Origin of the sequence: Streptomyces sp. NPDC059201 (assembly GCF_042754585.1) — a bacterium.
Lineage (GTDB): Bacteria > Actinomycetota > Actinomycetes > Streptomycetales > Streptomycetaceae > Streptomyces.
Genome location: NZ_JBHZBB010000002.1, coordinates 1 through 21,998 on the forward strand (window position 1 = coordinate 1; position 21,998 = coordinate 21,998).

Consider the following 21,998-nt stretch of genomic DNA (forward strand, 5'->3'; position numbering starts at 1 on the left):
GCCTCGGCCGCTGACCCGGCCACGGCCACGGCCACGGCCACGGCCACGGCCACGGCCACGGCCACGGCCACGGCCACGGCCACGGCCACGGCCGCTGCCGGCGGCCGAGACCGCGGTTGCGGGCCGGCAGGGCGTCCTGCCGGTGTCAGTCCCCGCGAGCCTCGTCGCCTTCGCCGTCCTCGCCGCCCTCCGGGGCCTCGAAGGGCCAGGCGCGGATCGTGCACATGCCCTCGTCCACCGCTCCCGCCGAGCGGTACGTGGCGAGCGCAGGCTCGTTGTCGGTGTCCACCGGCACCCACGCGCCCGCGCAGCCCCGCTCCCGGGCCGCCGCCACGAGCGCCTCCGTCAGCGTCCGGCCCAGTCCCCGCCGCCGGTACGCCTCGTCGACGCCCAGCTCGTACAGGCACAGCTCGACGCCCTTGTCCGGGTGGATCATCTCGATCCCCGTCACGAACCCGGCGGGGAAGCCGTCCTCCGCGTACCCGATCAGCATCAGATGACCGGGGGAGGCGAGGAAACGCTCCGCCCACTCCGCCCGCGCCGGCCCGTCGTACAGATGCTCCGCCGCGAGCAGTTCGGCCACCGTCCCGGCCCGCCGGATCTCGAACCCGTCCGCCATCCACGCCGCCTTCCAGGGAGCCGCCCGGCCGCGGGCGTACCGCGACCGCTGTACGCGGACCGTACTGCGTACGACTCCAGGAGGCCGCCGATTTCCGCCCCCGGGGCGCCGCCCGCACACAGACGGCCCGCCTAGGCTCGGGTCCATGCGACTCCGACTTCCCCGGTGGGCCGCGGTCACCGCCGTGCTCGCCGTCCTCGCGGGCGCCGGCACCTGGACCGCCGCCGCCCTGGACGAACCGCCGCCCGTCCAGCGCGAGGACCGGGCCCTCGACCTCGACGGGGTGCGGATCGACACCTCGTACTTCACCGCCGACACCTCCGATTCCGGCGACCGCCGCCCCGCCGTCCTGCTCGCGCACGGCTTCGGCGGCTCCAAGGACGACGTCCGCCCGCAGGCCGAACGGCTCGCCCGCGACGGCTACGCGGTCCTGACCTGGTCCGCCCGCGGCTTCGGCGCCTCCGGCGGGAAGATCGGCCTCAACGACCCCGACCACGAGGTCAAGGACGTCCGGGCGCTCGTCGACTGGCTCGCCGCCCGCCCCGAGGTCCTGCTCGACAAGGCCGGCGACCCGCGCGTGGGCGTCACCGGCGCCTCCTACGGAGGCGCGATCTCCCTGCTCGCCGCGGGCCACGACCCGCGCGTCGACGCCATCGCCCCGCAGATCACCTACTGGAACCTCGCCGATGCCCTCTTCCCCCAGGGCGTCTACAAGAAGCTGTGGGCCGGCATCCTCTTCTCCATGGGCACCGACGCCCGCGGCGACGCCCAGGGTGACGCGTGCGGACGCTTCGCCCCCGAGGTCTGTGCCCTCAAGGAGCGCGTCGCCGTCTCCGGCCGGCCCGACGCCGCCGCCCGCGCCCTCCTGGAGGCCCGCAGCCCCTCCGCCGTCGGCGACCGCATCAAGGTGCCGACCCTCATCGTGCAGGGCCAGACCGACTCGCTCTTCACCCTCGACCAGTCCGACGCCATGGCCCGCGCCCTCACCGCCAACGGCGCCCCCGTCGCCGTCGACTGGGCGGCCGGCGGACACGACGGCGGCGACCAGGAGACCGGGCGGGTAGAGGACCGGGTCGGCGCCTGGTTCGACCGCTGGCTGAAGAAGGACGCCTCCGCCGACACCGGCCCCGCCTTCCGGGTCAGCCGCACCGGCGGCGTCGACTCCACCGACGGCCGCGCCACCCTGCGCGCCGCCACCGCCGACCGCTACCCGGGCCTGCGCGCGGACACCCGCGAACTTGCCCTCGCCGGGCCTCCGCAGCGCTTCACCAACCCGGCGGGCGCCGCCCCGCCCGCCGTCTCCGCCGTCCCCGGCCTCGGCGGCGGACTCAGCGGACTCTCCTCCTCCCTCGGCGTCGGCCTCGCTCTCGACTTCCCCGGCCAGCACGTCCGCTTCGACGCCGCCACGCAGGCCGAGCCGCTCCGCGTCACCGGCACCCCGACCGTCCGCGTCAAGGTCACCTCCACCGCCCCCGACGGCTCCGCCGTCCTCTTCGCGAAGGTGTACGACGTCGGGCCGGACGGGCGCCAGCAGGTGCTGCCCTCCCAGCTCGTCACCCCGATCCGCGTCGAGGACGCCGGAAAGGGCCGCTCGGTCACCCTCACCCTGCCCGCGATCGACCACGAGGTGGAGTCCGGGCACCGGCTCCGGCTCGTCCTCTCGGCCACCGACCTCGGCTACGCCTCCCCGGTCACCCCGGCCGGCTACACCGTCGCCGTCGAGGGCCCGCTGACCGTGCCGACCGCGCCCGCCGTGACCACCCAGGCCGCCGGCCTGCCCTGGTGGGTCTGGGGCCTGCCGCTGATCGGCCTCGCCGCCGCCGCGGCCCTCCTGCTGACCGCGCGCCGCCGCACGGCCACCCCGCCGCCGGACCCCGCGCTCGCCTCCGTACCCCTCCAGATCACCGGCCTGTCGAAGAAGTACAAGGGCGGCGAGCGGTACTCCGTCCGCGACCTCTCCTTCCGCGTCGAACAGGGCCAGGTCCTCGGCCTCCTCGGCCCCAACGGGGCCGGGAAGACCACCACCCTGCGCATGCTGATGGGCCTCATCACCCCCGACGAGGGCGAGATCCGCGTCTTCGGCCGGGCCATCCGCCCCGGCGCGCCCGTCCTCTCCCGGGTCGGCTCCTTCGTGGAGGGCGCCGGTTTCCTGCCGCACCTCACCGGCCGGGAGAACCTGGAGCTGTACTGGAAGGCCACCGGCCGCCCCGCCGAGGACTCCCACCTCGACGAGGCCCTCCGCATCGCCAACCTGGGCGGCGCCCTCGAACGGGCCGTCCGCACCTACTCGCAGGGCATGCGGCAGCGCCTCGCCATCGCCCAGGCCATGCTCGGCCTGCCCGACCTCCTCATCCTCGACGAACCCACCAACGGCCTCGACCCGCCGCAGATCCGCGAGATGCGGGAGGTGATGATCCGGTACGCCGCGGGCGGCCGCACCGTCATCGTCTCCAGCCACCTCCTCGCGGAGGTCGAGCAGTCCTGCACCCACCTCGTCGTCATGGACCGCGGACAGCTCGTCCAGGCAGGTCCGGTCGGCGAGATCACCGGCGCGGGCGACACCCTGCTCGTCACCCTCGGCGCGCCCGTCCCCGACGTGCTCGTCGAGAAGGTCGCCGCACTGCCCGGCGTCGGCTCCGCGGTCCGCGCCGAGGACGGCCTCCTGGTCCGCCTCGACACCCCCGAAGCCTCCGGCACCGGCACCGGCGCTGTCACCGGCGCCGACGCGACCGCCCTGATCGGCGAACTCGTCCGCCTGGACGTCCCGCTGACCGGGGTCGGCCCGCACCGACGCCTGGAGGACGCCTTCCTGACCCTGATCGGAGGATCCGCATGACCGCGACGGCCCCCGGCCCCCGCCCCGAGGCCCTCGCCCCCGGCTACCGCCCCGGGCGCACCCTGCCGCTGCGCGTCGAGGCCCTGCGCCAGTGGAAGCGCCGCCGCACCCTGGTGATGGCCGGGGTGATCGCCGCCCTGCCCTTCGTCCTGATCATCGCCTTCGCCATCGGCGGCCCCGAGGCCGACGAGCGCGGCGGCCGGATCACCCTGATGGACACGGCGACCGCCTCGGGCGCCAACTTCGCCGCGACCTGCCTCTTCGTCTCGGCCGGTTTCCTCCTCGTCATCCCCGTGGCGCTCTTCTGCGGCGACACCGTCGCCTCCGAGGCCGGCTGGTCCTCGCTCCGCTACCTGCTCGCCGCGCCCGTGCCACGGGCCCGGCTGCTCGCCGCCAAGCTGGCGGTCGCGCTCGGCTACAGCGCCGCCGCGATCTTCCTCCTCCCGCTCCTCGCCCTCGCCGCCGGCACGGTCGCCTACGGCTGGGGCCCGCTCCAGCTCCCCACCGGCGGCTCGCTGCCGGCGGGGGAGTCCGTCCTGCGGCTGCTCATCGCCACCGCCTTCGTCCTCGTCTCCCAACTGGTCACCGCGGGGCTCGCCTTCTGGCTCTCCACCCGCACCGACGCCCCGCTCGGCGCGGTCGGCGGAGCCGTCGGCCTGACCATCGTCGGCAACGTCCTGGACGCGGTCACGGCGCTCGGCGACTGGCGCGACTTCCTGCCCGCGCACTGGCAGTTCGCCTGGATCGACGCGCTCCAGCCCCGGCTGGAATGGGGCGGCATGGCCCAGGGTGCGGCGATCTCCGTCACCTACGCCCTGGTCCTCTTCGCCCTCGCCTTCCGAGGCTTCGCCCGCAAGGACATCGTGTCCTGAGCCTCTGAGCCTCTGAGCCTCTGAGCCTCTGAGCCTCTGAGCCTCTGAGAATCTGCGCCTCAGAGACCCTGAGGCTCCGCGTCACGCGGTCTCACAACCACCCCCTCCGAGCCGCTTCCGCGCCCGCGCGGAAGCGGCTCGTCGTCCCCAGCGCCGCGAGCAGCTCGCCCACCCGCCGGCTGTACGTCCGCGCCGACATGCCGAGCCGGGCCGCGGCCGCCTCGTCCGTCAGCCCCGACAGCAGCGCCTCCAGGACCGGCCGCAGTAGCTCCGGCGGCCCGCCCGGAGCCCGTGGCGGCGGGAGGCGGACCAGCTCCTCCGCCGTCGTCCAGCAGGCGTGATGGGCCCGCACCAGCGCCTGCACCACCACCGGGTCCCTGATCAGCAGCAGCCCGTTGTACAACAGCTCCAGATCGAGCGGGACCGCCGCCACCGTCCGGTCCACCACGATCAGCTTGAACGGGATCGCGTCGGCGAACCGCGCCCGCCCGGGTATCCGCGGTCCGCCCTCCAGCCGGGGCAGCGCGTGCCGGGGAACGATCCGCCGCACCTCCCCGGCCCGCTCCGCCGCCGCGCGCATGCACGCTCCCGCCAGCTCCAGGAACGGCTCGGGGATCGCGCGGTCCGCCGAGGCCACCGGGTCGTCGAAGGTCAGCAGCTCGTGCCGGGTCGAGGCGGCCAGCCCGGCGAGCGCCGCGCTGATGCGCCGCGCTCCCCGGACCGGGCGCCCCGCCGGCCGCTGTCCCTCGGTAGCGGCCCGGTTCATCGCCGACCGGGCGAGCATCACGGAGCCCGCGCTCTCTGCCACCGCTGACCACCCCCGCCCGATCGATGTCCACTCCATGTACTCATGTGACTGCGCACGGTGACAACCCCTGTGGACAAACGTGGCGTCTCCATGCCATCGACCCCCGTTTCGGCCCCGTTTCGGTCCCGCTCCGGCCCCGTTCGGGCCCCGGTTGGGCCCCGGTCCCGCCTCCCGTTGCCACATCGAGATCCATCCGCAACTCCTTCGCGGGGTCCGCGCGCGCCTCCCGTTCGTCACAGTCGCAGGAGCCGGGCGCGGCCCCCGCCGCACCCGGCGGTGGCCCGCTCCTGGAACAAGCGCCTTACAGAAACGGGGAGTTGTCCATGAAGCGTGCTCACCGAAGCAGTGCCGTCCTCGCCGGGGTCCTCGCCGCCGGGCTCCTCCTCGGGGGCTGCGGCGGCGGCGAGGGGCGGGAGTCGGCGAGCGACCGTCAGGAGGCCGCGCCCCGCGTCCCCGACGGCGGCCGCACCGCCGCACCGGCCCCCACACCGGCCCCCGCCCCGGCCGACGGACAGGCCGACGGACGGGCCGCGGACGGGCCCGCGCCCGGGTCCGAGGGCGAGCTGCGGGCCCCGAGCCGCGCCCCCGACTACCTCTCCACCTTCGCCCTCGACGTCGACACCGCCTCGTACGGCTACGCGCGCCGCACGCTCGCCGAGGGCCGGCTGCCGGACCCCGCCACCGTGCGGCCGGAGGAGTTCGTCAACAGCTTCCGCCCCGACTATCCGCGCCCGGCCGACGACGGCTTCAGCGTCACCGTCGACGGCGCCCGCACCGGCGCCGAGGGCTGGTCCCTCGTCCGGGTCGGCCTCGCCGCCCGGGGCGCCGACCGCGCGGGCGAACGCCCGCCCGCAGCCCTCACCTTCGTCGTCGACGTCTCCGGCTCGATGGGCGAGCCCGGCCGCCTCGACCTCGCCCAGCACGCGCTGCGGCTCGCCGCCGACCAGCTCCGCGACGACGACTCGGTCGCCCTGGTCGCCTTCAGCGACGAGGCCGAGACCCTGCTGCCGATGACCCGGCTCGGCGAGGCCCGCCACCGGGTCCGCGAGGCCGTCGACGCGCTCGCCGTCCGCTCCTCCACCAACCTGGAGGCCGGACTGCGCGCCGGCTACGACGTGGCCGCCGAGGGGCGCCGCGAGGGCGCCACCAACCGGGTCGTACTCCTCTCCGACGCCCTCGCCAACGCCGGCGGGACGACGGCCGAGGCCCTTCTCGGCACCATCGACGCGCAGCGCAGGGAGCACGGCATCACCCTCTTCGGGGTGGGCGTCGGCAGCGAGTACGGCGACGAGCTGATGGAGCGGCTCGCCGACGAGGGCGACGGCCAGACCACGTACGTCTCCACCCGGGAGCAGGCCCGCAAGGTCTTCGTCGACCAGTTGCCCGCCCAGGTCGAGCTGCGCGCCCGGGACGCCAAGGCGCAGGTCGCCTTCGACCGGGAGACCGTGGAGCGGTTCCGGCTGATCGGTTACGAGAACCGCGAGGTCGCCGACGAGGGCTTCCGCGACGACCGGGTCGACGGCGGCGAGGTCGGCGCGGGCCACACGGTGACCGCCCTGTACGTGGTGAAGACCCGGCCCGGCGCGAGCGGCCGGATCGCCACCGCCACCGTCCGCTGGCTCGACCCCGACTCCCGCTCCCCGCAGGAGCGTTCGGGCGAGGTCACGTCCGGGGCGCTGCACGCCGGGCTCTGGGAGTCCGGCCACGACAGTCTGCAACTCTCCGCGGTCTCCGCCTACTTCGCGGAGGCGCTGCGCGGCGGGGCGCTGCCGGGGGCGCCGCGCCTCGGCGAGCTGGCCTCGTACGCCGACGGCATCCGGGGGCGGTCCGGCTCGGCGGTGGTCGGGGAGCTGGCCGAGGCGGTGCGGCAGGCGGACCGGCTGCTCGGTGAACGGCCTGCCCAGGAGGGCGAGTTCCGCTCCTCCGATCCGTACGCCTGAGTCGTTCGCCTGAGCCGTACGCCTGAGTCGTTCGCCCCTTCCACGCGCGCGTGGAAGGGGCTTCGGAGGGGAACGGGCGGCTCCGCCTCGGGAGCGGCATCATGACCCCATGGCCTCCCTGCTGCTCGCCCTCGCCGTCGGAAGCACCGGCCTCTACGCCGGTTTCCTCCTCATCTTCCTCACCGGGATCATGCCCGCCCTGGGCCGCCTCACGGACGCCGCGTTCGTCACCGCGATGCGCCGGGTGAACGAGGCGGTGCCCAGGGCGGTCTTCCTGACCGTCTTCGCCGGCGCCGCCGTCCTCCCGCTCGCCGCCTATCTGGTGCCGGTGGACGGCCGGACCGACGCGCAGCGCTGGCTGGTCCTCGCCGGTTTCGTCTGCGCGGTCCTGAACCACCTGGTCACCGTGGTCGGGAACGTCCCGCTCAACACGGCGCTGGCCGCCGCCGAGGGCCCGGACGAGGATCCGGCCGAGACCCGCGCGGCCTTCGAGGCGCGCTGGAACGGTTACCACCGGGTCCGTACGGCCCTGATCGTCGTCGCGTTCGGCCTGCTCACGGCCGCGGCCGTCGGCTGACCCGGAATCCCACCCTCCGACCCCTCCGACCCGGCGGTGAAACAGACCGCCGGGTCGGCTTGTGCTCCCGGATGGCGTGATCTCGTCGAAGATCACCCTTCCCGCATCCATAGGGACCCTTCAAAACCAAACTACTGAGTCCGAAACCTGTCGCTGGCGCGGAGCGGTTTCCAGCCCTTGGCGAAAATTTAACGTCTTTATATCCCCTCAAAGGGGGTGGATCACCCCGATTTCAGGGACCCTGATTTCATACCTTCCGGTTTCTTATTGACATGACCGGGGGGGTCTTTTTTTAATCAACCCGAGGATCCGCGTGCGCAGACACCGAGGGGGCATAGTGGACGTCCACATCCTGGGGGGACTGTCGGTCCGTGAGGGCGGGGTATCGATCACGCCGACCGCGGCCGCGCCACGCCAGGTGCTCGCCCTGCTCACCGCCTTCGCGGGCCAGGTCGTCCCCGTCACCGTCCTCACCGAGGAGCTGTGGCCGTCCGGCGCGCCGCGCGGCGCCCGGACCGAACTCGCCACCCACATAGCCGAGCTGCGCGCGCTCATCGCCCGCGCCCTGCACGACTCGGGGGACGACGGCGGCGCGGGCGGCTGGACCGAGCCGCGCACCGCCGACGCGGTCCTCGTCTCGCTCCCCGGCGGCTACCGCCTCGACACCGGCGTCGGCGTCCACGACATCGGGCAGTTCGAGCGCGCGGCCGGCGCCGGCTACCGCGCCATGGACGCCGGAGACCTGGTCCGCGCCTCGCTGCGGCTCGGCGAGGCCCTCGCCCTCTGGCGCGGCGAGCCCTACGCGGGCGTGGCCGCGGGCCCCTGCCTCCGCCGCGAGATCGAGCGCCTGGAGACCGCCCGCCTCAGCGTCCTCGACCAGTGGGTGGAGGCCCAGCTCGGCCTCGGCCGGCACGAGGAGATCCTCTCCGAACTGCCCGGACTCGCCGCCCGCTACGCCACCAACGAACCGCTCCAGGCCCACCTCATGGTCGCCCTGCTCCGCTGCGGCCGCCACGAGGAGGCCCTCGCCGTCTACGAGCGGCTGCGCGTGACGCTCCACCGGGAGACCGGCATGGAGCCCTCCGCCCGCCTCCGGCGTCTCCAGCACTCCGTCCTCGCCGTCCGCCACACGCGCGTGGCGGCCGGAAGCGGCGGCCGCGCCCCCCTCCCCGCCACCTCCGGAGACGGCGTCTTCGGATACGCCTCCGGGTTCGGAACCGGTCACCCCGTCACCGGCGGGGCGCCCGACGTCAGCTGGTACGGGCCCGCCCTGCCGCGCGTCCCCGCCCAGCCGCAGCCCGGCCGCGTCGCCGACACCGTCACGGCGGGCGTGGCCGTGGCCGTCTGACACCTCGCCGGTTCCGCCTTCGGGGGGATGGCGGACCGCGGGGAATGAAGTGCCTCACGTCACCGTTGACCCGCTCCCGAGGCAGAATTAGTTTCGGCCGGGAGGACGGGTTTCCTCCGAGGTGCCCGATTTAAGCTCGACTACGGGGGTGGGGGCCATGGACACGCACGGCGCGGACGGAGGCGCGGGCGCCGACGCGCTGCTCGCCGTCCTGGAACTGCTCGCCGGACACGGCCTGCCCGGCCAGTTCGAGACCCTCCTCGACGAGGCCCGCCTCGCCGGACTCGACGAGGCCGGACTCGGACGGCTGGAGCGGGCCGTCGCCCTCGCCCGCTCCCTCCACGACGAGCGCGCCGCCGACCGGACCCGGGCCGCCCGCAGCGGCGCCTCCCTCGCCGTCCTCACCGACACCGCCCGCGACCTGACGCTCAGCTACGACCTGGACGGCCTGCTCCGGATCGTCACCCGCCGCGCCCGCCGCCTCCTCGGCCTCGACATGGCGTACGTGACCCTCCGCGGCCCCCAGGGCGCCTGCTACATCCGCGTCACCGAGGGCTCCCGCACCGGCGGCGACACCGGCATCACCGCCGGCCCCGGACTCAGCGTCGGCCTGCGGATCGGCAGCGGCAACTGCCTCGGCGGCATCGTCCAGCGCACCGGCGAACCCATCTGGACCCCCGACTACCCCGCCGACGAGCGGTTCACCAGCGGCGAGGCCCCCGACCCGGCCGCCGCCCTCGACGACGCGGAGGTGATCGACCCCGGCGACGAGGCCGTCCGCGCCGAGGGACTCCGCGCCATCGTCGCCGTGCCGCTGCGCAGCGGCGACTCCGTCATCGGCGCCCTCTTCGGCGCCGACCGCCGGGTCCGCGAGCACACCCCCCAGGAGATCGCCCTGCTCGGCGCCCTCGCCGACCTGGCCGCCCTCGCCGTCGAGAAGGCCGGACTCCTCGACCGCACCCGCGCCGAACTCCTCGAACTGGAGCGGGACAGCGCGCGCGTGCGCACCAGCCTCACCCGGATGCGGCACGTCAGCGAGGCCCACGGCCGGATCATGAACCTGGTCCTCGCCGGCGGCGACCTCCCGCACGTCACCATGGCCGCGGGCGACGCCCTCGACGCCACCGTCATGGTCCGCGACCCCGGCGGCCGCCGCCTCGCCGCCGGCGGCGACTTCCCCGGACTCGACGAGGACGCCGTCGCCAAGGCGTCCCTCGACGCCCACGCGCTGCGCCGGCCCGTCCTCGCCGCCGACTCCGTCTGGGTCGCCCCCGTCATCGCCGGCTCCGAGGACCTCGGCGGCCTCGTCGTCCACGCCGAGGGCGGCCTCACCGACGAGGACGAACGGCTCCTCGAACTCGTCGCCCAGTCCGTCGCCCTGCTCCTCCTCATGCAGCGCTCCACCGCCGTCGCCGAGGGACCCGTCCGCGACGAACTCCTCGACGACCTCATCGCCGACCCGCCGCACGCCCCGCAGCAGAGTGCCCGGCGCGCCCGGCGCCTCGGCGTGGACCTGCGCAAGCCGCACGTCCTCGTGGTCGCCCGCCCTGAGGGCGGCGAGCAGGGCCGGGCGGTGGTCTGGGCGTCCTCGTACGCGTACCGGCTCTCCGGCCTCAAGACCGTGCAGGGCGGCTGCGTCGTGCTGCTGCTCCCCGGAGTGGACGCCTCCGCCGCCGCCTCCGCGGTCTCCGAGGAGCTCACCCCGCTCCTCGGCCACCCCGTCTCCGTCGCCGCCGCTGTACGCGGAGGCGCTGCGCTGCCTGGACGCGATGAGCGCCCTCGGCGGTACGGGCTCCGCCGCCGCCGTCGCCGACCTCGGCTTCCTCGGCATGCTGCTCTCCGACGACCACGACGTGGACGGCTTCGTGGAGAACGCGATCGGGCCCGTCCTCGACTACGACGCCGAGCGGCTCACCGACCTGACCCGCACCCTGGAGGCGTACTTCGCCTCCGGCTCCAGCCCCACCAACGCGGCCGAGGCCCTGCACGTCCACCCCAACACGGTCTCCCGCCGCCTGGAGCGCATCGGCGAACTCCTCGGCCCCGCCTGGCAGAAGCCCGGCCAGGTCCTGGAGGTCCAGCTCGCCCTGCGGCTCCAGCGCACCCGCGAGGTGCTGACCCGCCGCCGCGCCGCCACCGCTCCGGCCCGCCCCCCGGCGGGCCCCGCCGACTGAGCCCCGGCCCGGTGCGTACGACCCCCACCACGCGCGCGTACGCGAGGATCCGCCCCCGCGCGCGTGAGTGCCCGTCCGCTCCGGGCGGACGGGCACCCCGCCCCGGTGGCCCGTTGGGGCGGGCTCGGGCGGGAGGGAAGCCTTGAAGCGGCGTCAGCCGGCCGCGCGGCGCGTGCCGTAGCCCGCGGTCTCCCACGCCGAGCCGAGCACCGTCGCCGTGTGGGCGGCCGAGGCCAGCGTGATGTGCCGGTGCCAGCCCTTGTACGAGCGGCCCACGAAGTCCCGCAGGCCCGCCTCCTCGCCGATCGCGGCGAAGTCCCGGTCCACCCGCTGCGCCAGCTTCGTCAGCCGCAGCAGCGAACCGACCGTCGCCTGCGTCAGGTCGCTGATCCACACCCGGGCCGGGCCCCGGCGCGGGTCGTCCCACTCGCCGAGCAGCATCAGCGGCCGCATCCGCTCCCCGCCGGGGGAGGGCAGTGCCACCCGGACGGCGGTGGCCAGCGAGGTCCGCGAGGTCCGCGCGCCGCCGACCGTGTCCACCCAGCTCACCGGCCGGCGCAGCCCCTTGAGGGACTCCAGGATCTGCGCCGCGGGCAGCGGGCCCGCGCCGAAACCGGGCAGCGAGCGGTCCGCGATCGCCAGCCGCGAACCGGCCCCGATCCGCGCCACCACCGGCACCCCGGCCGCGGCGAGCCGGGTCAGCGCCGCCCGGCCCGCGCCGCCCCGGATGTCGAGGAGCACCGGCTTGCGGGTGATGTCGGTCCAGCGGGCGGTGTCGAGGGCGGCGGCGACCGCGCACTCCTCCAGCGTCTCCTCGCCGGCCTCGTCGGGGACCTCCGCACGGTCGCGCCGCGTGCGGTCCTTCACCCACGGGTCCGGCAGGAACAGGCGCCAGTTGACCGGCGCGCTCAGCTCCTCGCCGGCGAACCACACGCCGAACGCCTGCTGGCCCTGGAAGACCTGCCCGCGCTCCGGGTCGAAGCGCCGGTCCACGCCCACCGAGTGCTCGCCGGCCTTCGGGATCGGCATCGGCCGCACCACCCACGCCTGCGGGTGCCCGCCGCGCTCCAGGAACCGCCCGAGCGAGGCGCGCATCGGCTGCCAGTCCCAGGTGGAGCTGGAGATGAAGTGGTGCAGGCTCTGCTCGGCCGCCGGGCCGCCGATCTGCGCGGCGATGTTCCGGATCGACTTGCGGCCCTGCGCGGTCAGCAGCCCGTGCAGGTACTGCTCGGCCTTCAGACGCTGGTCGCGGCGGGCGAAGCCGGAGAAGAGCGCGGAGGTCAGCTCGGTGTAGACGTCCTCGCCGGGACGCGGCGCGGCGGCCCGGGGCACGGCGCGGACCCGGGGCCGCGGCACGGTGGTCGGGACGGCCACGACGGCCGCCCCGCGCTTGATTGCGACGGATGTACTCACGACACTCCTGCCCGTCCTGCCCGAAGGATGCGCAGCTGCCTCCCGCTGCCCCTCCACCGTCGCCCCTCCACCCCCGCCCCGACGAGGTGGACCCGGCACCCGAATCGGCCCCCGGATGGTGGCCGGACCACCGTCCCGCCCCTGACCTGCGCCGCGACCCCGCTCGGCCGGGTGGCGAACACCCCCCGAACACCCCCCGAACAGGCCCGGGAGTGGCCCCGGACCACCCTCCGGGACCCGGGGTGGTGGTCCGGCCACCCCCCTCCGAGGGAGCTGACAGACTCACCGGACGGACTTTGACCCGTCGCGCTCCGTCGCCGGACCATCGCAGAGCGAGGCGACACGGACGCCCGGTTAATGCCCCAGGCCGGGACCCCGTCCGTGCGCCTCGCTCCGACGGCCTCCCCGTACCCTGGGGCCGTGAACGCGCGCGGTCGGCTGCCGGTCGCCCTGGCGGTCTCCGCCGGCGGCGCGGCCGGCGCTGCCGCGCGCTATGGCGCCGCGCTCCTGTGGCCCACCCCTCAGGGCGCGTTCCCCTGGACGGTCTTCCTCGTGAACGCGGCGGGCTGCGCCCTGCTCGGCGTCCTCATGGTGGTGCTCACCGAGCCCCGTACGGCTCCGAAACCGCTCCTGCGGCCCTTCCTCGGCACCGGGTTCTGCGGCGGGTTCACCACCTTCTCCACGTACGCGCTCGACACCCAGCGGCTGCTGGCCACCGGTCACACCGCGCGCGCACTGCTGTACTTCGGCGGCACGCTCGTCACCGCCCTGGCCGCCGTCGTGGCCGGGACCGCCGCCGCGCGGAGCCTCGTACGCGAGCGGGCGGAGGGCGCGTGAACTGGCTGCTCGTCGTCGCCGGGGCGGCCGTCGGCGCCCCCCTCCGCTGGTACGCGGACCTCGTCGCGAGGGCCCGCTTCGGGCCGGGCTTCCCCTGGGGCACCCTCGCCGCGAACGTCGCCGGCTCCTTCGTCCTCGGCCTGGTGGCGGGCCTGGCCTCGGCGCAGGCGCACCTGCTCCTCGGCACAGGGCTGTGCGGCGCCCTCACCACGTACTCGACGTTCTCGTACGAGACGCTGAAGCTGTACGAGGACGGCGCGAAGGCCCGCGCCGTCCTCTATGTGCTGCTCAGCCTGGCCGCCGGGCTCGGAGCCGTGTGGCTCGGCGTGGCGGCGGGCGGCTAGGCGGTGATCCAGTCCGAGGTGGCGATCACCGGCTGGACGCCGTCGCGGTGGACGGTGCCCTCGATGAGGCCGTACATGCGGTCGGCCGCGAAGTACACCTCGTTGTCGTTCTTCAGGCCGAAGGGCTCCAGGTCCACCAGGAAGTGGTGCTTGTTCGGCAGGTTGAGCCGGACCTCGTTGACCGTCGGCACGTGGTCGAGGACCCGGCAGGCCATCGCGTGCAGGGTCTGCTGGAGCGAGTAGCTGTACGTCTCCGCGAACGCCTCCAGCATGTGGCGGCGGGCCTTCTGGTACGAGCGGTCCCAGTCGTGCTCCGGGTCGGCCGCCGCGGTGGCCGAGTTGGCCCAGCGGGCGGTGACCTTGGTGGCCAGGATCCGGTCGTACGCCTCCTGGAGCGTCGTGTACTGGTCCTTGATGTAGCCGTGGAACTCGGAGTTGGTCGAGTTCATCACCGTCAGGTCCTTGAGACCGGACAGCACCTGGAGGCCGGTGGTCTCGCTGTACGTGACCTGCGCGGTCCGTACTTCCTGGCCCTGGCGGACGAAGGAGTGCTGCTCCTTGCGGGTCGGGACGGGGATCCGCTCCCAGGCGTACTCCTCGACCCGGATCTGGGCCTCGCGGATCACGTCCTGGGAGGTCACGAAGTGCTTGGCGAGGTGGATCGCGAACGCCTCGGGGGAGGTGACGCCGTGCTCCTTGGCGAAGGCGTAGACCGTGTTCTTCGTGGTGTCGGTGGGGAGGCAGTTGCCGTTGTCACCGGTGAGGTGGACGTCGCGGTACTCGCCGCGCAGCGCCACCGACACGTTCAGGTCGCGGATCTCGTGCCAGGCGCCGTCCTCGCCGCCCTTGCGGGAGATCCTGACGATGCGGTTCTCGGCCTTGCCGTACTGGTTCTGGGCCAGAACGTGCTTGCTCATGCTGTTCAGCTCCTGCGGGTACGCGGATACGGATATCCCGTACGCCCGGCGTCCGGCGCGCCCCGCGTCCCGCGGTCGTGCGCCCCCCGCCGTCCGGCCCGTGAACGGCGGACCGCCCCGGGACTGACGAGCATCCCGGTCCGTAGGTGTGTGGCTCGAAGATAAATGCCTTCCAGGCGACTGGCAATGGGGGACGGAGGGGCTTCGGCCCGGGTCAGTGGGGCAGGAGCCGGGTCTCGGCCGCCGGGAGGCCCTTCGCCCACCAGTGGTCGTACCGCCCGTAGACCCTCGGGTCGCGGTCGGCGAGCAGCGCCCCGAGCGACGCCGCCTCGGCCGCGAGCCCGTCCCACTCGGCCTCCGTCAGCGGGTGGAAGGCGGCGGCCTCGATACCGCCCTCGACCGGCCGCCAGGCCCCCGCCACGTACCCGTCGACCAGCAGCGTCGGCAGCACGTCGCCGTTGATCCTTATGACGTGCTTGCGGTACGCCGCCGGGACGATCCGGCTCCGGTCGGCGTACGCGAGCAGGGTGCTGTCCCACATCGCCATCAGGCGCGGCGGGGCGGGCGCGTCCCCGTCCGGGCGGACCGCGCCCGGCAGGTCGTACAGCACCGCCCCGTCCGGACCGGCCAGGACCTCCGCCGCGCCCTCCGCGGCCAGCGCGTCGAGCGCCGCGCGGGCCCGGCCGCGCTGCACCAGGCCGAACTGGCCCAGGTCCGCCGCCGACGCCGGGCCGAAGCCCGCGAGATAACGGCGGGCCAGCGTCTTCAGGCCCTCGGCCGCCGCCTCCGGGCCGGTCGGCACCGGCTCGGGGCCGGCGGCGACGAAACCGGGGGAGGTGCCGTACTGCCACGGCGGGCCGCTCGGCACGTGCCACAGCGGCGCGTACTGGCGCAGCATCCGCCCCGCCGCCGGGGTGAGCCCGCCCCCGCCCCACAACTCCTCGGCCCGCGCGCGCAGTTCCTCCCCGGTGCGGGAGCGGTCCGCGTACGCGAGGAGCTCCGGCAGCAGCGCGTCGGCGGCGTCCCGCGTGATCCCGGTGTCCGTGAACCTCCGGTCGCGCAGCCGGCCTCCGCGCAGCGTCGGCTCCACCGCCTCCCGGAAGGGGCGGTAGTCGTCGGCGTGCACGAGGTGCAGGGTGATCCGCATCAGCGTCGAACGGACCAGCCGGAAGCCCTCGATCGCCGCGTCCAGCCCGGCCGGATCAAAGCCCGCCACCCTGTTCCACAGCGCCACGTACGGCGAGCCCGGCTGCTGCGCCTGGAGCGCCACCACCCGCCGCACCGCCTCCTCGACGCCGACCGGCTCCCGCGCGAGCAGCAACTGGCGGGCGAGCGTGGCCCGGTTGAGCGCACGGGCGGTGAGGGCGGGCTGCGGCGGGACGGGCTGGGGCGGAGCGGTCGCGGTCATGGCTCCGATTGTGGCGCGGGGGACTGACAGCCGGCCCCCGCGCCACCCGCGGCGGCTACTGCTCGCGCAGCCCCCAGGGGGACCCGTACTCGGTGAGGAGGTCCAGGAAGGGGCGCGGGTCGAGGGCCTCGGCGCCGAGGACGCCCGAGCCGGTCCAGGCGCCGGTGGCGAGCAGTTCGAGCGCGACGACCGGGTTGACGGCGGTCTGCCAGACGACGGCCTGCGAGCCGTACTCGCGCATCGACCACTCGTTGTCGACCACGTGGTACAGGTACACCTCGCGCGGCGCCCCGTCCTTCACGCCCTTCACCCAGGTGCCCGCACAGGTCTTGCCGCGCATCCGGTCGCCGAGCCCGGCCGGGTCGGGCAGACAGGCCGCGACCACGTCCCGCGGCGAGACCCGCGTCCCGTCCGGGAGCGTCACCGGCTCCGTACGGTCGAGCCCCACCCGGTGCAGCTCCTTCAGCGTCCGGATGAACTCCTCGCCGAGGCCGTACTTGAACGTGACCCGGCGGGCGTCCACCCAGCGGGGGATCAGCAGCACCTCCTCGTGCTCCACGTTCACGCACTCCACCGGCCCGATGCCCTCGGGGAAGTCGAAGACCTCCGGCTCGCTGAACGGCGGCGTGGTGAACCAGCCGCGGTCCGCCTCCCACACCACCGGCGGGTTCAGGCACTCCTCGATGGTCGTCCAGATGGAGAACGAGGGCGCGAAGTCGTAGCCGTCCACGGTGAGGTTCGCGCCGTCGCGGACGCCGATCTCCTCGATCGTGTCGAAGAGCTCCTCGGCGGCGTACCGGGCGAAGACGTCCGACAGGCCCGGCTCCACGCCGATGCCGACGAGCGCGAGCCGCCCCGCCTTCTCCCACTCCGCCGCCCGCTCGAACTGGGCGTCGCCCAGCTTCACCCCGCACTCCTCGTGCGGACGCTCCGGGTGCGGCCGGGACAGCGACATCGCCATGTCCAGGTAGTGCGCCCCGGCGGCCAGCGCCGCCTCGAACAGCGGCATCACGAACCGCGGATCGGTCGCGTTCAGCAGGACGTCGCAGCGCTCGCGCTCCAGGAGGGCGGCCACCGCCGCCTGGTCGGAGGCGTCGATCCGGGCGGCGCTGAACCGGCCGCCGGCCGGCTCGCCGAGCGCGGCGACGGCCGCCTCGGCGCGGGACAGGTCGTAGTCGGCCACCACCATGTGGCCGAGGAAGGAGCGGCGGGCGGCGATCCGGGTGACGGCCGTCCCCACACCACCGGCACCGACGAGCAGGACGCGCATATCGACAAACCACCTCTCATCGTCATGAAACAAGACAGGTCCCGGGAATGCGCCCATGAAAGCCGTCCACCGGGACAGCGGTCAACGGCGTTGGCATAACCTGGGAAGGAGAGGGAAAGGGGTGCCCATGGCTAAGAAAGTGGTACCGGAAGGGGAGCGGCGCCGTAGGAAGCCCGTCAAGGGCGGGAGCGTCGTCCTCTCGGAACGGCTCTACATCGAGACCGCCCTGCGCATGCTCCAGGAGCACGGCAGGGACGGTCTCACGGTGCGCCGGCTCGGCGCGGCCCTCGGCGCCGACCCCAGCAGCCTCTACCGCTACTTCCGGAGCACCGACGACCTCCTCCTCGCCGTCGGCGACGAACTCGCGGGCCGCGCCCTGCGCGGCTGGGCGCCCACCGGCGACTGGCGGGCCGACCTGCGCGAGCTCGGTCTGCGCGTCCACTCCGCCTATCTCGCCCACCCGCAGGCGGCGATCCTCACCGCCAGCCGGGTCAGCGGCCGGTCCCACGAGATCGCCGCCGACGAGGCGATCCTCGGCGTGCTGCGCACCGCGGGACTCCCCGACGCCGAGGCGGTCCGCGTCTACCACGCCTTCATCGACCAGGCCCTCGCCTTCGCCGCGCTCGACGCGGCGGCCCTCGCCCTCCCGCACACCGCCCGCGCGGCGGACGAGGCCGTCTGGCAGGCCACGTACGCCCGCCTCCCCGCCGCCACCCACCCCCACATCGCCGCCACCGCCCCCCGCCTCGTCGCCCGCATGAACACCAGCGCTTATCCGGCGGCCCTGGAGATGCTGCTGGAGAGCGCGGGGGCGGCGCTGGGGCGGAGGGGGCCGGGTGGCGGGATGGATAGTGGCGCTGTCTGAACGGGTGAGGGGGAGTGGGGCTTCCTGTCCGGTTTGGAGAGTGGCGCTCTCTAGGGGCGGGGCCAGGCGGTCGTACGCAGGAGGCGGAGGCCGTTGAGGCCGACGAGGACCGTGGAGCCCTCGTGGCCCGCGACGCCCAGCGGCAGCGGCAGGGTGCCGAGCAGGTCCCAGGCGACGAGGACGGTGATGAACGCGCCCGCGATCACCAGGTTCTGGACGACCAGCCGGTGCGCGGCGCGCGAGAGGGCGACGACCGCGGGGACGGCGGCCAGTTCGTCGCGTACGACGACGGCGTCGGCGGTCTCCAGGGCGAGGTCCGAACCGGCCCGGCCCATCGCGATCCCGCAGTGGGCGGCGGCCAGCGCCGGCGCGTCGTTGACACCGTCGCCGACGACCAGCACCCGGCGCCCCTCCGCCTCCCAGGCCCGTACGGCGGCCACCTTCTCCTCGGGCAGAAGCCCGGCGCGTACGTCGGTGATGCCGACCCGCTCGGCCACGTGCCGCGCGGCGCGTTCGTTGTCGCCGGTCAGGAGGGTCGGGGTACGGCCGGTGAGGCGGGTGAGCGCGGCGACGGTCGCGGCGGCGTCAGGGCGCAGCCGGTCGGCGACGCCGAGGACGCCCACCGGCCTCCCGTCGCGCACCACCGCCACCGCGGTGCTTCCGGACTCCTCGAACTCCCGGACCAGGGCGAGGTGGTGGTCGTCCTGCTCGCTCGCGGGCAGTACGCGCGCGGGGGACCCGATCTCGATCCGCCGGCCTTCGACGGTGGCGGCGACGCCCCGGCCGGGGGTGGCGGTGAAGTCGCCGGCGGGGGCCAGGGCGAGGCCGCGCTCGCGGGCGGCGGCGACGACCGCGCGGGCCAGCGGGTGCTCGCTGGGGTGCTCGGCCGAGGCGGCGAGGCGGAGCAGGGCGTCGGCGTCCAGACCGCTGCCGGGCAGCGGACGGACACCGGTGAGGCGCGGGGTGCCCTCGGTGAGGGTGCCGGTCTTGTCGAGGGCGACGGCGTCGACCTGCCCGAGGCGCTCCATGACGACGGCGGACTTGGCGAGGACGCCGTGCCGTCCGGCGTTGGCGATCGCGGACAGCAGCGGCGGCATCGTGGAGAGGACCACCGCGCACGGCGAGGCGACGATCATGAAGGTCATCGCCCGCAGCAGCGCGGACGTCAGGTCGTCGCCGAAGGCGAGCGGCACGCCGAAGACGGCGAGGGTCGCGAGGACCATGGAGACCGAGTACCGCTGCTCCACCTTCTCGATGAAGAGCTGCGTGGGCGCCTTCGTCCGTGACGCCTCCTCGACCATCCGCACGATCCGGGCGATCACCGAGTCCGACGGGTCGCGCCCGACCCGTACGCGCAGGGCGCCGGTGCCGTTGACGGTCCCGGCGAACACCTCGTCGCCCGTCTCCTTGACCACCGGCAGCGGCTCGCCCGTGATCGTCGCCTGGTCGACCTCGCTCGCCCCGCCGGTGACCCGCCCGTCCGCGCCGATCCGCTCCCCGGGCCGCACCAGGACGGTGTCCCCGACCACGAGCCGCCCCGCGTCGACGGTCTCCTCCGAGCCGTCGGCGAGCAGCCGGGTCGCGGTGGCGGGTGCCAGGTCGAGCAGCCCGCGCACCGAGTCGGCCGTCCGCGCGGTCGCGACGGCCTCCAGGGCGCCGGAGGTCGCGAAGATGACGATGAGCAGCGCGCCGTCCAGGACCTGCCCGATTGCTGCGGCGCCGAGCGCGGCGACGACCATCAGCAGGTCCACGTCGAGCGTCCGCTCGCGCAGCGCCTTCAGCCCCTCCCAGCCCGGCTCCCACCCGCCGGTGGCGTAGGCGGCGGCGAAGAGCGTCCCCCACAGCCAGGCGGGGCCGCCGAGGAGGTACGGGAGGAGGGCGAGCAGGAACAGAACGAGCGACGCCAGCGCCCATCGGACCTCCGCCAACGCGAGCGCGCGTGTGCGCGTGCGGAGGGCGGACGGGGGTGGGGGCGTGAGGGCGGTCGCGGCCTCGTCCGGCTGGTCGCTCCGCTCGCGCTGGTCCAGGGAAGAAGGCATGACGGGGCGACCCTTCGCGGGCAGGGGGCATCGGACTCCTCACCATACCGGAATACATGAACACCTGAACGTTTATTCAAGTGTCATCCGTATGATGGCCCCATGGGCCACGGAACCGACGCCGCCACCGGCGCCACCCCGCGCGAGCGACTCGACGCCGTCGGCACCGCCGACGTCGCCGCCACCCTCCAGGCCCTCGCCACCCCCTCCCGCCTGTACATCCTCGCCAGGCTCCAGGAGGGCCCCTGCGCGGTCGGCGACCTCGCGGAGGCGGTCGGCATGGAACCCTCCGCCTGCTCCCACCAGTTGCGCCTGCTGCGCAACCTCGGCCTGGTCACCGGCGAGCGCCACGGCCGCTCGATCGTCTACGCCCTCTACGACAACCACGTCGCCGAACTCCTCGACCAGGCCCTGTACCACGTGGAGCACCTCCGGCTGGGCGTCCGTGACGCGGCCGCGGAGCCCGTTACAGGGGTCTAGGCCGCCGCCCGCCTTCTGTCCGGGGCGTGCGGGGTGGGGCGGCGCGTCGCGGGGCCGCGCGATCGGGGGCATACGAACAATGAGGGTGGAACCGTACGAATCGCCCCACGGGAGCCACCCTTGAGCACGCCGACCTCGCCGTCCTTGCCGTCCTTGCCGTCCTCCCCACCCCCCGTCCGGATCGGCGCCCTCGCCCCGCTGACGCGTCCCGGCTGGACGGAGGCGGGCCGGCACCTGCTCGCCGGGCTCGAACTGGCCGCCGAGGAGGTCGACTCCACCGGAGGGATCGGCGGAAGGCCGCTCGAACTCCTGGTCAGGGACACGGCGGGCGACCCGCGCCGGGCCGAGGCGGCCGTGGACGAGCTGGACCGACTCGGCGTCGTCGCGCTGGTGGGGGAGTACCACAGCGTGGCCGCCCGCGCGGCGGCCGCCAGGGCCGACGCCCTCGGGCTGCCGTTCCTCTGCTCCTCGGCGGTCATCGACGCGCTCGCCGAGCACCCGACGGACCGGGTCGCGCGCCTGGCGCCGGCGCAGTCCCAGGGCTGGCGCGTCTACGCGGACTTCCTGCTCGCCGCCGGTCACACGCGCGTCGCGGTCGCCACCGAACCGAGCGCCTACTGGGCGGCGGGCACCGGCATCCTCCGCGAGCACCTGGCCCCCCGGGGCGGCACCGTCACGGAACTCGACGCGCGCGCCCTGTCCCCCGAGGCGATCCGCGACGCTCTCGCCGCCGGGGACGCGACGGCGCTCCTCCTGCTGACCGGCTTCCCGGATCCGGCGGTCGCGCTCGTCAGGGCCGTCCGCCGGGATCCCCGCCTCACGGGACTGCTGATCGGCGCGCCGGCCGGCCAGCCGGAGTTCGGCGCGTGGGCGGACCTCCTGGGCGACGAGGGCAGCGGGATCCCCTTCCTCCGCTACCTCCCCGCCCAGCCGACCGCGCTCGGCGCGCAGGTGGAGGCGGCGCTCCGCGACCGCCTGGCCGCCGCCCCCTCCTTCGTGGCCTTCGAGGGGCACGACACGATCACCGTCCTCGCCGAGACCCTCCGCGCCCACGGCACCGACCGCGACGCCGTCGCCGAGTCCTGGCCGCACGTGGTCGTGGAAGGCACCCGCGGCAAGATCCGCTTCACCCGCCCCCCGGGCTCCCCCGTCTGGCAGTGGGCCCATCCCCCGATCCAGGTGACCGACCGCGACCCGGCCGCCCCCACCCGCCTCCGCACCCTCCACACCGCCTGACGGGGGCGTACACCG

General features: G+C 74.9%; 18 protein-coding genes and 1 pseudogene. 12 read left to right on the forward strand and 7 right to left on the reverse strand.

The window, feature by feature from the left end; translation table 11 throughout:
• Positions 1-145 precede the first annotated feature (145 nt).
• The gene (locus ACFXMG_RS05915; RefSeq protein WP_383818638.1) at positions 146-619 is read right to left on the reverse strand and encodes a GNAT family N-acetyltransferase; all 474 of its coding nucleotides are present in this window, start codon (positions 617-619) and stop codon (positions 146-148) included.
• 145 nt (positions 620-764) lie between these two features.
• On the opposite strand from ACFXMG_RS05915, the gene ACFXMG_RS05920 reads away from it, so the two are divergent.
• Both ACFXMG_RS05920 and ACFXMG_RS05925 read left to right on the forward strand, forming a co-directional pair.
• Positions 765-3,455, forward strand: a complete 2,691-nt coding sequence (locus ACFXMG_RS05920; protein WP_383818640.1) for an alpha/beta fold hydrolase — start codon at positions 765-767, stop codon at positions 3,453-3,455.
• Entirely contained in the window at positions 3,452-4,327 is an 876-nt protein-coding gene (locus ACFXMG_RS05925; RefSeq protein WP_383818642.1) for an ABC transporter permease, read from the forward strand. Before ACFXMG_RS05920 ends, ACFXMG_RS05925 begins: the two co-directional genes overlap by 4 nt.
• 91 nt (positions 4,328-4,418) lie before the next feature.
• On the opposite strand, the gene ACFXMG_RS05930 is transcribed toward ACFXMG_RS05925, so the two are convergent.
• Complete coding sequence (locus tag ACFXMG_RS05930) at positions 4,419-5,135, reverse strand: DNA-binding response regulator (RefSeq protein ID WP_383818644.1); 717 nt, start codon at positions 5,133-5,135, stop codon at positions 4,419-4,421.
• A 323-nt stretch (positions 5,136-5,458) separates the two neighbouring features.
• On the opposite strand from ACFXMG_RS05930, the gene ACFXMG_RS05935 reads away from it, so the two are divergent.
• From ACFXMG_RS05935 to ACFXMG_RS05955, 5 genes and pseudogenes are all read left to right on the forward strand, one after another.
• Positions 5,459-7,075, forward strand: a complete 1,617-nt coding sequence (locus ACFXMG_RS05935; RefSeq protein ID WP_383818646.1) for a von Willebrand factor type A domain-containing protein — start codon at positions 5,459-5,461, stop codon at positions 7,073-7,075.
• Positions 7,076-7,184: 109 nt separating this feature from the next.
• Positions 7,185-7,652 carry a DUF1772 domain-containing protein gene (locus ACFXMG_RS05940; RefSeq protein WP_383818648.1) on the forward strand — a complete coding sequence of 156 codons (468 nt, stop codon included), beginning with the start codon at positions 7,185-7,187 and terminating at the stop codon, positions 7,650-7,652.
• Between the two features lie 337 nt (positions 7,653-7,989).
• A complete protein-coding gene (locus ACFXMG_RS05945; RefSeq protein WP_383818650.1) occupies positions 7,990-9,000 on the forward strand; it encodes a BTAD domain-containing putative transcriptional regulator in 1,011 nt (336 codons plus the stop codon).
• Positions 9,001-9,496: 496 nt separating this feature from the next.
• Positions 9,497-10,672: pseudogene (locus tag ACFXMG_RS05950) on the forward strand (GAF domain-containing protein); the annotation flags it as partial.
• 157 nt (positions 10,673-10,829) lie between these two features.
• The gene (locus tag ACFXMG_RS05955; protein ID WP_384900658.1) at positions 10,830-11,174 is read left to right on the forward strand and encodes a helix-turn-helix domain-containing protein; all 345 of its coding nucleotides are present in this window, start codon (positions 10,830-10,832) and stop codon (positions 11,172-11,174) included.
• Between the two features lie 153 nt (positions 11,175-11,327).
• On the opposite strand, the gene ACFXMG_RS05960 is transcribed toward ACFXMG_RS05955, so the two are convergent.
• Positions 11,328-12,587, reverse strand: a complete 1,260-nt coding sequence (locus ACFXMG_RS05960) for an IS701 family transposase (RefSeq protein ID WP_383818654.1) — start codon at positions 12,585-12,587, stop codon at positions 11,328-11,330.
• 420 nt (positions 12,588-13,007) lie between these two features.
• Between ACFXMG_RS05960 and crcB (ACFXMG_RS05965) the strand changes: the two genes are divergently transcribed.
• On the forward strand, positions 13,008-13,424 hold the full coding sequence (crcB, locus tag ACFXMG_RS05965; protein ID WP_383818656.1) for a fluoride efflux transporter CrcB: 417 nt from the start codon (positions 13,008-13,010) through the stop codon (positions 13,422-13,424).
• Positions 13,421-13,768 carry a fluoride efflux transporter CrcB gene (gene crcB, locus ACFXMG_RS05970; protein WP_383818658.1) on the forward strand — a complete coding sequence of 116 codons (348 nt, stop codon included), beginning with the start codon at positions 13,421-13,423 and terminating at the stop codon, positions 13,766-13,768. The genes crcB (ACFXMG_RS05965) and crcB (ACFXMG_RS05970) overlap by 4 nt, the downstream gene beginning before the upstream one ends.
• Here crcB (ACFXMG_RS05970) and pucL read toward each other — a convergent pair.
• The 3 genes from pucL to ACFXMG_RS05985 all read right to left on the reverse strand — a co-directional run bounded on the left by pucL (position 13,765) and on the right by ACFXMG_RS05985 (position 17,363).
• A complete protein-coding gene (gene pucL, locus ACFXMG_RS05975) occupies positions 13,765-14,685 on the reverse strand; it encodes a factor-independent urate hydroxylase (protein WP_383818660.1) in 921 nt (306 codons plus the stop codon). The two genes, crcB (ACFXMG_RS05970) and pucL, sit on opposite strands and share 4 nt — an antisense overlap.
• 214 nt (positions 14,686-14,899) lie before the next feature.
• A complete protein-coding gene (locus ACFXMG_RS05980; protein WP_383818662.1) occupies positions 14,900-16,093 on the reverse strand; it encodes a winged helix DNA-binding domain-containing protein in 1,194 nt (397 codons plus the stop codon).
• A 55-nt stretch (positions 16,094-16,148) separates the two neighbouring features.
• Positions 16,149-17,363 (reverse strand): saccharopine dehydrogenase family protein, encoded by a 1,215-nt coding sequence (locus tag ACFXMG_RS05985; RefSeq protein WP_383818664.1) that lies wholly within the window; start codon positions 17,361-17,363, stop codon positions 16,149-16,151.
• A 127-nt stretch (positions 17,364-17,490) separates the two neighbouring features.
• Between ACFXMG_RS05985 and ACFXMG_RS05990 the strand changes: the two genes are divergently transcribed.
• Complete coding sequence (locus tag ACFXMG_RS05990) at positions 17,491-18,228, forward strand: TetR/AcrR family transcriptional regulator (RefSeq protein WP_383818666.1); 738 nt, start codon at positions 17,491-17,493, stop codon at positions 18,226-18,228.
• A gap of 50 nt (positions 18,229-18,278) precedes the next feature.
• On the opposite strand, the gene ACFXMG_RS05995 is transcribed toward ACFXMG_RS05990, so the two are convergent.
• Complete coding sequence (locus ACFXMG_RS05995) at positions 18,279-20,267, reverse strand: heavy metal translocating P-type ATPase (protein WP_383818668.1); 1,989 nt, start codon at positions 20,265-20,267, stop codon at positions 18,279-18,281.
• Between the two features lie 102 nt (positions 20,268-20,369).
• Here ACFXMG_RS05995 and ACFXMG_RS06000 point away from each other — a divergent pair, with 102 nt between their 5' ends.
• Positions 20,370-20,747: an ArsR/SmtB family transcription factor gene (locus ACFXMG_RS06000; protein WP_383818670.1), complete on the forward strand. Its 378-nt coding sequence runs from the start codon at positions 20,370-20,372 to the stop codon at positions 20,745-20,747.
• A gap of 120 nt (positions 20,748-20,867) precedes the next feature.
• Positions 20,868-21,983 carry an ABC transporter substrate-binding protein gene (locus ACFXMG_RS06005; protein ID WP_383818672.1) on the forward strand — a complete coding sequence of 372 codons (1,116 nt, stop codon included), beginning with the start codon at positions 20,868-20,870 and terminating at the stop codon, positions 21,981-21,983.
• The last annotated feature ends 15 nt before the right edge of the window (positions 21,984-21,998 follow it).